This is a genomic window from Paenibacillus sp. HW567 (assembly GCF_000374185.1).
Classification (GTDB): Bacteria; Bacillota; Bacilli; order Paenibacillales; family Paenibacillaceae; genus Paenibacillus_AQ.
The window spans coordinates 5,281,779-5,294,273 of sequence record NZ_KB910518.1; the positions used below are offsets into that span (position 1 = coordinate 5,281,779).

General features: G+C 38.8%; 12 protein-coding genes. 1 reads left to right on the top strand and 11 read right to left on the bottom strand.

The features are described from left to right. Positions 1–57: 57 nt before the first annotated feature. Both B212_RS0123410 and B212_RS0123415 read right to left on the bottom strand, forming a co-directional pair. Positions 58–756: a nuclease-related domain-containing protein gene (locus tag B212_RS0123410; RefSeq protein WP_019913585.1), complete on the bottom strand. Its 699-nt coding sequence runs from the start codon at positions 754–756 to the stop codon at positions 58–60. Positions 757–952: 196 nt separating this feature from the next. Further along, a complete protein-coding gene (locus B212_RS0123415) occupies positions 953–1,450 on the bottom strand; it encodes a hypothetical protein (protein ID WP_019913587.1) in 498 nt (165 codons plus the stop codon). Positions 1,451–1,602: 152 nt separating this feature from the next. Here B212_RS0123415 and B212_RS0123420 point away from each other — a divergent pair, with 152 nt between their 5' ends. Then, complete coding sequence (locus B212_RS0123420) at positions 1,603–1,854, top strand: helix-turn-helix domain-containing protein (protein WP_019913588.1); 252 nt, start codon at positions 1,603–1,605, stop codon at positions 1,852–1,854. A gap of 498 nt (positions 1,855–2,352) precedes the next feature. Here B212_RS0123420 and B212_RS0123425 read toward each other — a convergent pair whose 3' ends face one another. The 9 genes from B212_RS0123425 to B212_RS0123460 all read right to left on the bottom strand — a co-directional run bounded on the left by B212_RS0123425 (position 2,353) and on the right by B212_RS0123460 (position 12,437). Then, positions 2,353–3,969: a type I restriction-modification system subunit M gene (locus B212_RS0123425; protein WP_019913589.1), complete on the bottom strand. Its 1,617-nt coding sequence runs from the start codon at positions 3,967–3,969 to the stop codon at positions 2,353–2,355. Continuing rightward, the gene (locus B212_RS34035) at positions 3,962–5,233 is read right to left on the bottom strand and encodes a restriction endonuclease subunit S (RefSeq protein ID WP_019913590.1); all 1,272 of its coding nucleotides are present in this window, start codon (positions 5,231–5,233) and stop codon (positions 3,962–3,964) included. Before B212_RS34035 ends, B212_RS0123425 begins: the two co-directional genes overlap by 8 nt. 13 nt (positions 5,234–5,246) lie before the next feature. Continuing rightward, positions 5,247–5,699: a hypothetical protein gene (locus B212_RS35540; RefSeq protein WP_019913591.1), complete on the bottom strand. Its 453-nt coding sequence runs from the start codon at positions 5,697–5,699 to the stop codon at positions 5,247–5,249. Between the two features lie 12 nt (positions 5,700–5,711). Further along, complete coding sequence (locus B212_RS35545; protein WP_019913592.1) at positions 5,712–6,152, bottom strand: hypothetical protein; 441 nt, start codon at positions 6,150–6,152, stop codon at positions 5,712–5,714. A 41-nt stretch (positions 6,153–6,193) separates the two neighbouring features. Next, on the bottom strand, positions 6,194–9,250 hold the full coding sequence (locus B212_RS0123440) for a type I restriction endonuclease subunit R (RefSeq protein ID WP_019913593.1): 3,057 nt from the start codon (positions 9,248–9,250) through the stop codon (positions 6,194–6,196). 4 nt (positions 9,251–9,254) lie between these two features. After that, entirely contained in the window at positions 9,255–9,833 is a 579-nt protein-coding gene (locus B212_RS0123445; protein ID WP_019913594.1) for a restriction endonuclease subunit S, read from the bottom strand. A gap of 1,133 nt (positions 9,834–10,966) precedes the next feature. Then, complete coding sequence (locus B212_RS0123450) at positions 10,967–11,518, bottom strand: SF0329 family protein (RefSeq protein ID WP_019913595.1); 552 nt, start codon at positions 11,516–11,518, stop codon at positions 10,967–10,969. A gap of 123 nt (positions 11,519–11,641) precedes the next feature. Further along, the gene (locus tag B212_RS33385) at positions 11,642–12,106 is read right to left on the bottom strand and encodes a hypothetical protein (protein WP_019913596.1); all 465 of its coding nucleotides are present in this window, start codon (positions 12,104–12,106) and stop codon (positions 11,642–11,644) included. A gap of 22 nt (positions 12,107–12,128) precedes the next feature. Further along, positions 12,129–12,437 (bottom strand): hypothetical protein, encoded by a 309-nt coding sequence (locus B212_RS0123460; RefSeq protein ID WP_019913597.1) that lies wholly within the window; start codon positions 12,435–12,437, stop codon positions 12,129–12,131. Positions 12,438–12,495: the final 58 nt, after the last annotated feature.

Genomic DNA, 12,495 nt, shown 5'->3' on the forward strand with positions numbered 1-12,495 from the left:
CAACTACGTAGTTGTTTGATCATTTCTGTTAACTCCCTTAGTCCAATGATAGGTAACTTACTGGTGCTTCTCGTTATTCCCCTTTATTCTCTCTACATGAATCTTACGAATCTCGGCATCTACTATGTTAGCCTGAACCAAGTGATCGCGTATCGCTTGAACCTGCGCCGTAGAAATAGAAGGTTCGGGGTTTACCGTTTTCAAACTGATCAACTTCCTTGAGATAAACTCACTTAGTTCCACGTCATAGACAACCAGCTCGTCCGAGTGGATTTTCCGAAGCTCTGGATCAATACTGAACCGACATCTCATCGTAAATGAAATCATAGAGATGAATTTTACTGCGGCTACACCTTTTATCAAACTCTCGATAGCCTTGATATGTCCATAGTTTTGTTTCAGCGGATTGTACATCTTGTAACGGTTGCTCACTGACCATTGTTGATCCGTTCGTCCACCTTTAATTTCTCCATTATAGTTTTTCGTCTCAATGACAAATAAGCAATACGGAGAGATAACGATATGATCAATCTGGGTGTAACCTGTTCGAGACTTGGGATTAGGGAGCAAAAGATCGCTTAACGATTTACACTCCTTAGGTAGCTGATCAAGTTGGATATTGATTTTATGTTTACCTAACTCTCCAATTCGCGTGGCCGCAACCTTCCGTTTCGGCTTGGGTGTTGGTGCCTTATGCACAGTCTCGGGCGACTTAGTGTCGGATTTTTTGAAGAGAGATAATAGCGCTTTAAACATAGCAAAACCTCGCATCATCTGGATTTACAATATGTATGGTTATTCGACAATATGGGAAGATATCCCTTTATTCGGATTGTGCGTGGAAATCCGAACAAAAAAGACTGTCACATGGACAGTCTAAAAATAAAGTATACGTTTACCTTTTTGACTCAGATATCTATGTACTTTTGCAACACACTCCCCAGGGCATGGCTTAATCTGAGAGAACTGAAGGAGCAGTAAAGGCGTTTGCTAGTTGCACTCCATCCTTAAGTCCTTGTAGATATATGCGTTCGTAAAGAACAGCTTGCTTCAATTGAAGCTTATTCTCCCAATACTCAAACTCTGGCATATGTGCAATGTCTATGGAGTCATTCAACGCTTGAAAAGCCTTGCTCTCTTCTTCAAAAGCATGTCTAGGCTCGGAGTGATGTTCAATTTGTGCGGTCACCTCATCCAATCGACCTTGAATAGTCTGTATAAACCATGCTGGAAAGCTCACCACATCCCCTCCAAGACAGAAGTCCAAACGAAACGACGCTGTATGTCCACTTTTTTCTTGATACATCCGATTAATGAGTTCGTCCACCCTACGGCTCTGGGCCTGAACCGCTTCGTTATTGCTTAACGGAATTCCCTGCTCCAGCGATTTCTGTCCGAGTTCATTCAGCTTACGCTTTTCCTCCTCATATTTGTGCATCAGATGTTGCATTGCACCCCCTCCTTCCTGGAAAAGCTATGTCCGTAGACGATGTACAGAAATTTTAATGCGTTTATCGGTTTATTTTATTTTAATTCGATATCCGCATTAAAACAACACTTACCTCGCATACAATTTGGTTAATATTGTGAGGTGACACCGAAATGAAGCATCGCAAAGAGCCCCCGGGTGACAAAAATATCATCGGAACCCGAGTTATAGCCATTCGAAATGCTAAGCGAATGAAACAAAAGGATTTCCTTGCCAAGCTGCAAACCTTCGGTTTAGACATTAGCCCAACCAGTTTATCGCGAGTGGAAGGTCAACATAGGCTCGTGCAAGATTATGAGGTGGTTGCAATAGCAAAGGCGCTGGAGGTTTCTGTTGGGGAGTTGTTGGGGGAAACTGAAGTGTAAGGATGACGCAGAGTAATTCTGGTGCTGAAGAGATTTAGCGAAGATGGGATCCATCAAGGCTTTCCGCTTGCAAGCGACTTCCGGCGCGAAGTTCCAACTCTACACTACAATGTGCGGGCTAGCACTACTTCCAATCAGTACACTCTCAGTCTTGAAGTACAGCTATTGATTTATTAAATGCCCTTTCTTATAAAGTGAAGCGAGTGCTCCTTTTTATAGGGATACCTATTTATTTTATTAGCCCCAAACAGAAGAAGGAACTCTAGCGTTCTATCGCTATTTTTAGCAGTCAGCCGATGCCACTTCCCGACCGATTTGTTCCACTTCCCTAATAAAAATCAAAAGCGGCTCCCAGTAGAGAGCCGCATAAACGAATGGGGAGTGGTTGATCTGCAACCTATTTACGGTGAAGAAGCAATGTTTATTTCCATACACTGTTCCCACGCGCTCGTGAAAAGAGCCAAGGTTTAAATTCTCCTTAGCTCTTTTCTAACACTATTATTTACCTAAAAGACTAATAAATTTGCTCAGTTCTTCTTTGGCTTCATCAGTTGTCCCTTTCAACTCGTTCAAAAGCCCAAACAAGTTATCATATGAATTCGCAATTTCTGCTTTAACTTCGGTCAACTCTTGAGCCACTTGTGAAAGTGGAATAACTCCTTCTTTTTCAAACGTGTCGACATAACGTGGAATGTTCAAATTGTAATCATTTTCTTTGATTTCATCCAAAGATGCCACATGAGCATATTTCTCAACATCTTCACGGTTACTGTAAGTTTCGATAATTTTATTGATGTTTTCAGGAGAGAGTTTGTTTTGGTTCTTACCCTTTTCAAACTCATTTGAAGCATCGATAAACAAAATATCTTTATTCTTGCGAGCTTCACGCCCTTTGAACACTAGCACACATGTTGTTATGCTTGCCCCATAGAACAAGTTAGCTGGCAATCCAATAACCGTATCTAATAAATTATTGTCGATAATATTCTTGCGAATTTTACCTTCAGATGCACCACGGAAGAGTACACCATGTGGCAACACGATAGCCATTGTTCCTGCTTTGTCTAAATGATAAAGTCCATGAAGAACAAAAGCATAATCAGCCTTAGATGCTGGTGCTACACCATAACCCTTGAAGCGTGTATCTTTTTCTCGGTCAACGTCTTTTATATCCCAATTTTGAGAATATGGGGGGTTAGCTACGACTGCGTCGAACTTCAAAGGAATTTGTGTGCCATCTTTTTCAGCAAATGGCCAGTCAGCATCAAGTGTGTCTGCACGATTCAACTCCATATTGCGATAGTTAACACCATGCATCATCAAGTTCATGCGAGCTAAGTTATAAGTCGTAGTATTCAACTCTTGGCCGTAAAAATCAACGCTTCCTTCTTCATCACCATTTGGCAATTCTTTTTGAACTGTCAAAAGAAGTGAACCTGATCCCATTGTAGGATCATATACGCGGAATTGATCTCCAGTACCATCTGCATTAATTGTGACAATTTTTGCTAGGATTTGACTAACTTCATGAGGTGTATAGAATTCCCCACCTTTTTTCCCAGCATTGGCAGCAAACTGTCCAATCAAATACTCGTACACGTCACCCAAAATGTCACGTCCTGAATCATCTTTGAAAGTGAACTCGTTAATCATCAAAACGATATCATTCAAAGCCTTCGCACGTTCATTTGTACTTGAGCCAAGACGTGTGTCGCCGAGGTTAACATCTGAGAATACGTTAGCAAAGTCCGCTTCTGCGACTGCGTTACGTTTAGCATTTGTATTGAATGAATCAAACATGTCTTGGAAGTCACTAGCTTTGATTTTATGATTTTCAATTTTAGATACGATTTTGTCCCAAGTGTAGGATGGGTCAATCGCATATCCGAGACCTTTACTGATTTCTTCAAGGTAATCTTCTTTTTCTGTGTCATCTTTCACTTCGTAGAACTCTTCCAACTCATTGACAATTAAGTATTCATCTTGATTTTCTGATAAGTAGCGATAGAACATGAATGGCAAAATATAGTTCTTGTATTCGCTCGCATCCATTGTCCCACGCAATTTGTTAGCCATTTCCCATAGCTTTGATGTAATATCTGTTGCATTACTCATTTGTGTAATCTCCTTTGTTTATAAACATTTGTTGAAGCAGTGATTTCTTCAAATTTTTGAGCGAATTTAACTCACGCTGATGAAGGGTAATAAGGTTGTCCAAGTGCTTAAATAGACCACCAATTTTGAGCTGTTCCTCAATAGTCGGCACAAAGATTGATTGTCTAAGAAAATGTTTCTCGTCGAGCTTATTTGATGAATTTCCAGATGAAGTAATTGACTTGCTAAAAATCGGGCTCATGATACGTTCAATTTGGATTGCGTGTTTCCAATAGTTGTTGTCGTATTCTCTTTTATGACGATAAATTGGAAACAACTCTGAAACTACCCCTTCTCCAATGTCATTGGCTACAAATCTACCAAACTTAAACTCAGCATTAGGATGACCTTCAAATGCAATGTCACCCTGTCGCATAACGTAAGTTCGAGTATCAATATTGTTAGACTGAACCTTTTCAGGGTCTTGGAAGTACATTTTTGCAACGGAAATCCAATGTTCTTTACCAAAGCTTCCATCGTTACGCTCATTGACTTTTTTGAACTCTTCCCCAAACTTACGCTGTTCCCAAGCATCAGTAAATCCAGCAAAGCGAATTTCAGGAACATCTGCTTCATCTTTCGGAAACATTTTTTGAAGTAGACTCTTTTTCGTCTCTTTCATCAGTTCCAACTTACGCTGTTGAAGGGTGATGAGGTAGTCGAGGTTAGAAAAAAATGCTCCGATTTTATTCTGTTCTTCAACTTGGGTAGAGACATAAGCAGTTAATTTGGCAAACTCTTTCATACCGATTCCCTTTGCAGTTCCACCTGAGGCATTTGCGTTTAAACTTTCTTGAACAAGAGGGCTTCTCAATAGTTGAGCTAAGAAATTATTACTTGTTTTACTACTATCAGCCTTAAATGCAACTGCTCGTTGATTAAGTATATACCCCTCATCATCTGGTACTTGCGCAACGTTTCCAAGTGGAGCTTCAGTAGTAAAAAGTACATCACCCTTTTCTAATCTGTGTTCTCCCATCCATATCTCGAAAAGCTCTTGATCACCATATTTCGCTTCAACAGACTTATCAATATAACCATCTTTAACATTTAATGCAGAAAGAACTAAATACCCTTCGTTGCCCCATTCCATCCCGAATTTAGTAGGGCTTTTTCCACGATAATCTAGCACTTCTTCTACATTATCAACAAGCCTACGCTGTTCCCAAGCATCCGTAAATCCTGCGAATCTGATTGGAGGTGATGTTGTTATTTTATCACTCATTTCTAATCTCCTTTTATTTTAAATATTGAATTGCTAGAGCAATTAACGACAAGCAGCGGTTAAAAAAGTAATCATAGTGGCGATTATCTGTAATATCAATTTTATTTGCCTCATGATGACGGATTCTAAAACTATTACCAATGTCCGTTAGTGCCCTAAATTCATCATCAAAAATTGTGATAAATTCTGACTTCCCGTTACTCATATCATTTACCACTTTGTTTGCAGAGCCACGTTTGTCAAGATTAGTATAATAAGTTTTCAGGCGCTCAAGGGCGCCCCATATTTTCTCAACTGAATCTTGGCGAGCTGCTGGATTTGGTGTTTTGTATAGTGCAATTGCATCTTTTAGCAGTTCTCTTGTCCCATATTCAGCAATTTGCTGTACCTGTGTCTCTATTGCAGGTGAAAGCGGGTTGTTTTCTACTATACGCTCAATAAGTTTTCCGTGGGTTAATGTAAACAACAACCCCGACTCTTAAAATATTTCGTTTATTTCATTTCGATAATCATCAAAAACTTTTGTTGTATCCAAACAACGTATATCCCAATAATTTTTGTAACGATCATTATTCCATCCTTCAGAAATATCCTTTATATTTTCAGCAACATATTCTATAAGGTCAATTAATGAATATTGGTCATAATCATCATCATATTGTGGAGCAGCTATATGACCATAATCATCCCTGAGAATATTAGGAATTTTTATTGCCATTCTATTTTCAAATTGACTACGGTCAAATTCAATATAATACTGATCCACAAAAGAACAATGCTGCTGAAGTTTGAAGATATGTGTTAGGTTCTTATAATATTCTTGACATGTATTTAATAGCAAAGTATAAACTTCTTTTGAAATTTCACTCGTACTTACAATTGGTTTTCTTAATCCATGGCGTTCTGTGTATAAATTCATTCTGTTCTCCTTTTTGTAGTCTGCTTAATTTTTTCACTTGACTATTCTCCCTTCTTAATTTCGTCAGCCATTTCGTAAAATGCTTTACGGAATTCAATGCGATATCGTACCCAAGTTAATTCTGCAATCTTTTCAGCTGCAATTTCTTTATAATCAGCTCTTGCATCATTCATAATCGCTGTTAACTCACCTTGTTTATCCATATCCTCTTGACCTAGACGGTGTTTTTTAATCAAGCTTTCAAGTTCCTTAGGTTTTGTACTGTTATCAAGTCCCCAAGTGCGGATGAAGTTCGTTAGAAGTTGGATATTAGTATCCTTTTGTGCTTTGTCCATCGCTTGATTCATTTTTTCAACACTTCGAGGTGCTGGATAATGATCAAATTCAAATTCTTTTGAGAATATTTTAGATACAAAGTTGCGCATCTTAGATTTTTCTCTTTCATTATCTGACTTAGCAATTTCAATATGGATTTCATCACGTGTTTTTTCCGCTTTCGACATATCGTTCACGTGAACTTCGTCAGCCATTCGAGCTATCAAATCAATTAAGTAATCATAGTTGATGGTAACATCGTGAATATGAACCATAGAGAGATTGACTTGCGAAATATCAATGTCTTCTCGCTTCGCACGTCGTTCCTTCAACTCACCGGCGATTACAGTTGTTAAAATTACTTCCTGCTCTTCAGTAATACCTAAACGTTCATAGAACTCTTCAGGGTTATCATAGGCAGAAATAGAATTTTTGTCATCATCTTCTGTATATTGTTTCAATTGACTAAGTAAGCGATTATACTCTTTCAAATTCTCAAAGACTTCATCTTGTGCTTTTTCACTTGGTGGTAATTGCACAAAATCATCTGTGAGCGCCCCAAGCTTCTTGATGACTTCTTGCATCTCAGCTTGAACCTTGCTGAACGGTTTAGAAATGATACCCGACGCTTCGTTACCTTCTTTCAAATCTTCAAGTGAAAGCTGTTCGTCAGCAGATGCACGATTTGAATAGATAGCAAAAGCCTTATTCATTTCATACTCGTTTTGCTCTGGCCAACGATAATTAACGACATTTCCCCAAGGCTTATCGACTAGGTTATGCATTCGGTTTGTACGTGAGTATGCCTGAATCAGGTTCCCACCCTTAAGCGTTCGGTCAATATAGAGCGTATTCATTTCAGGGGCATCAAAACCGGTCAAAAGTTGATCAACTACAATAACCAAATCTAAATACTTACCATCATCAGCTGTTTTGTTAAGACGTCGTGCTAAGTCTTCTGTGTAAGCTTTAACTGTCGTCATATCAAAAGCTGTGCCAAACATTGCGTTATAAACTGTGATAGCTCTATGCAAGTTCTCGTTCGTTTTCAATTGATGAATACTATTGGAAGTATCTGCCGAGAAACTCACTGCAACTTTTAATCGTTTATCTGCTGGACGGTTCGCATTTTCTTCAACAAACTTATCGAAGTATTCCATCGCTCTTGGTGTACTTGCTTTGTTACCTCCAACATGGACTGTAAACAAGGCATTATACTTGTGATCATTTGAACGTTTTTTCCAGTTTTCGAAGATGTCGTTCACTACCAATTTCACATGTTCCGGACTATAGTCGTAGACACTTCCACGAACATTATCGTCGATATCATCTTCGGTCGGATCTTTAGGAGCCTCAATCGTTTCCTTGAATTCAACGTTAAACCCTAAGACGTTTTTATCTGCAATAGCTTCCTTGATGGTGTAAGCATGTAGAATATCACCAAAAATTTCTCGTGTTCCGGGGAATTTTGGTGTCCCAGTATAACCAACCCAAGCAGAATTAGGAATAGCTTTTCGGATCGTTTCAAGCATACCTTCATTTTCAGTACCGTCACCAGTTGAACGGTGGGCTTCATCAACGATAAAAAGTATACTTTCATTAAGTGGCTTGAAGCTATCTCGCGCCACATAACGCGACATCTTTTGAATACTTGTCACAATGATGTTCTTATCGCTCTTCTTCGTTAATTTGCGATGAAGGTCTGAGATATTAGCTGTATCTCCCACAACACCAGTTTTTCCTTCAAATCCCGCAACAGGATCATAGGCTTTATAGGCATCAGCTGTTTGGTTGGTAAGCGCAATACGGTCAACCAAGAAGATAACTTTATCTACATTAGATAGACGACTTGCAAGCCAAGCTGTCTTAAAACTTGTGATTGTCTTACCTGAACCCGTAGTGTGCCAAATGTATCCTAATTTCCCATCATCGTATTTGAAGTCAAATTTTCTAACTTTATCAAGCACACGCTTTGTGGCATAGACTTGATAAGGACGCATGACTTTGATACTTTCTTTGTTTTTAGTTCCATCAAGTACCATGTAGCGTGTTGCTAAATCATGAGCCATTGGAATTGACAATGCTTTATCCGCAAACGTCTTCCATGAACGAATAGGGCGCGCATCATCTTCATTTTGCCAGTTGAATGCGAAAGCTCGATTAAAGCTTTTAAGTGGCGTATTTGCCATGTAACGAATATCAAACGGTGTCATCGCGATTAGAATCTGTAAAGTTGAAAAGATACCGCTGTATTGTTTTTCAGCAATGTACTGTTCCATCTGGTTCAAGGATGCTGTAGTGCTGTTAAGTGCCTTCTTTAATTCAATTTGAATAATTGGCAAACCATTAATGAGTAAAGTTACATCAAATCGACGGTTAGGCTTACCATCCATAACTTTTGGCCGTTTAATTTGATTTACCACTTGATAAACAGTGTTCCCCCCACCTACTTGGGCTTGGTCGAATACTGTTAAAAACACATGCTTACCATTATCTAGATCAACTTCAATTTCAGAAACACCGTTAACACCATACAAAAATTGTCCTGCATGGTAAGGTGATTCGATACCAGTAATGATTTTTTTTACCTGGTTAAATTCAGTAACAGACAATGGTTCATCTAAACGAGCGCGATTGTTTTGTTCTAGGATCATTTTAAAGTTATCCCAGAGTTGTTCGGTGGTTTTGATGTCTGTTTTATATTCCCATTGTTTTACTCCACCGATTTTAGTCAAATAATCGATGACTTCATTTTCGAATTCCAACTCCGATTGACTATTCATTTGATTACTCCCCCTCTAAGGTTTCTTCTATGATTGAGCTTGTAAACTGTCCAATCAAGTCTGCGTATTTGTTTAGCTTACTTTGTAGCTTCAATGTTTCTACATAAATCGCACCTATTTTTTGTTGCTCCTCAAGAGGAACAACGGGAATAATAATCTCCTCCAGAGAACGAAGTGGAATTCTTAGAACAGGGCCACTCCCCTGCAACTCCCTTTCTTTTTGTCGCCTCACATCTTTATAAGCATTAAATAAGAAAAGAAAATATCTCTTATCAAGTTGTTCTTTATCAAACTCGATTTTCATGAAATTGAGAGACAACACTTTACCAACATTATTTTTACCGACCATCGTTGCAAGTTGTAATGAGTTACTGATAACAACATCACCCTCATTTAACGATGGGTTATTTAGAGATAAAGATTTTTCCGCATATTTAACAAATACATCTTTATGATTATAATCAGCTTCAAAAGACGACTGGTCATAATAGTTTATTGCTTGAATTCCAAACTGTTTTTGCGCCCTTGTTGGATTTATTCCAGGAACGAATGTTACGAACTCCTTTAATCCTCTTTTCTCCAAATAAACCACCCCCAAACCCCTGATATAATTTTTCGAAATATTTCTATATTACACATTAAATCACTTTGTGTTTATCTTGTCAAACGATAATATGAAATACTTTTATATTTCATATTTAATTCAATAAGATCCTACAGAACTAATCTACAAGCCAAGTTTTTATTTCACTCTGCCGCAAAAAGATTCTCCTCCCGCCAAATTGCTAAACCATCTCCGTAAAACTCCACTCCCTCTTAATGTCATTCTGTTTCTATAGACGGCTTCAATAACAAAAAAAACGGTTCTTCCCATCACAATCAAATCCAACAGTCTCTAAACGAGAAAAACCCTTGAACCACCATTTGGGGCGATTTTCAAGGGTTCTAATTCTTATATTAACTCTAGCAATGCAGTATGTAGGAGAACGTGCCCCACTAAACTCCACTTTCATGTTGGGAATGCGGCAAAAGTCATGATTGTTTTGGGCTTTCTTGTCACTTGTAAAAGAAATATAAGGCACTTCCATAGCGCGACTCATCTATTGAAGTTAGGACGCAAGATTTCAGCCATAAGTCCCCTATACTTTACCAAATGGTTTTACTCTTCTTCGTAGTGGCTCTTCGCTAATACAATATAGGGGGATTAACAATAATTAGGATAATAGCGAGATTTAACACGAAGTCTTTGGGGACGTGAGGCCTCACGAAAGCTATGATAGGTAAGGATTCCGCATTGCTATCTAGCTTATCATGCCCGCTATATATCTGCTCTCTCATTTAAGGACTGATATCTAAACTGCTTTCTCACTAACAACTGACATCTAATTCACTCTGTACGCTTCCCCCTGCAACTTGGACATGCTTCTACGGTAATAATAAAGGGATTTTAGAGCCACCGGATTCCAACCCGTAAACCTCAAAACACCTTACCTATAAGACTTTTAAGCCCTGACTCTTTTACCCTAGATATCCATGCTACACTCTCAACATGTATGGTTTGCTTGTCTTACTACTTTCTTAAGCGAATCTGTCACTTCTCATTTCGAACCATCAATATTACCGACTCCACATGCGCCGCATGCGGGAACATAGCCACTGGAATAACCCCGATGGGGGTACCCCCTCCTCAAACACAAGTGAAAGTTATTCATTCCATCATAGTTTGCACCGCAACTCATAAAAATACCGCACAACCGGATGCTTTAACCTCATCTTCTCAGACATGCTCAGAATCCACTTTTTCCCAACCCTTCTATCCACCAAAGCCAGAACATTCAACAGAATCTCCTCGCTCTCCATACTCTCCTCTATAGGCGTCGTTAAGAACTTATTAGCCACTACAATAAAATTCGATTTACTTAATGAAGCCTGTGCTGCTAAAAGCTCTTTTGCATGCTCTGTACTTTTTCTGCTTCTGGCCATTACTATTAGACGATCCTCCGGCACTTGCCCCTTGGTGGCTTGTCTGACCGCTTCAATTTCATCACTGCTGATAGGAATTTGGATATCTGGATCATTCTTAATTTCTAGCTCCGTTTGATACCATCTGATAGAGTTAGTTTTATCACTCATATTGAGCACGTTCTTTTTATCTACCGAGATATAACAAATACCTGATTTATCAGGCAGATAACGGTAACCTGGTGCGCGATATTCTACCCTTCCATTTAGCGCAGGACAGAAAAAGCCCTCCAGTTGTTGCTTCAATTTGCTTCAGGACATGTAATCCCCCTCCATAACAAAACAGAGGAAAGGCTTGTTGGCTCCGGGCTCTCCCCTCTCCATTCAGCCGATCCTCCATCTTCCCATAACGCAACAGAAAGCAAAGCTCTAAATTCCACAATGGTACAAATAAAATCCACCTTCAAACAATCTATCAGCAAATGAAATTATCTTTTCAAATTGCTTAATGATTTCATGCCGATTATAAACTAACTGTTCATAATGACCCAATTGCCCCGCACCTTCAACCCTAACAAATTCTCCAGTAAGCTCTACTGCTAGCGGTGAGTTTAGAAATAAGTCTCTCCAAGAGGAGAATATGCTTTTTAAGGTTATCGCCGAATTCTGATCAAAAAGAGTCACGCCATGATAGTTTATCCCTGCTCCCATTGGTGCCTCATGTAAAGCTGGATTTCTACTTGGAATCCATTTCAATGTATCACTAACATACAGAATAATGTCATCATGTATTACCACACTATCAATAACCTCAGAATTATTCTCTATATTCATCCAAAAGTGCTCAACATCAATTGTAATAGGAGTGAGATAAAACTTATGTTCTAATGCCATTTATTTCTCCTGTAATTTTATACTACACATACCCATCCTCAGGTTCACCAACCTCAAACCCCAATACTTTGGTTGCTTCTAATTTAAACCTTGCTATCCAAGAATCCCAATCGCTCTTATTCATCTGTGCATAAAACGATAATCCGCTCGGCTCAACGGATGCCTCAATAAAAACATCATCATTTTCCTGCCCAAACCAATATGGAATCCCGTCTTTATACCCTATCCAACCAGGCATGAACTTATATATATTAGCAACCTTATCCCATTCTTCATCAGGTAGATAACCCCATATATTCAGATTACAATTATGAGAGGTTATTCTATTCATCCGCCTTCTCCCTCTTTCTATCACAGAATTTTCTTTTATAGTTGCCGAAAAGATGTGT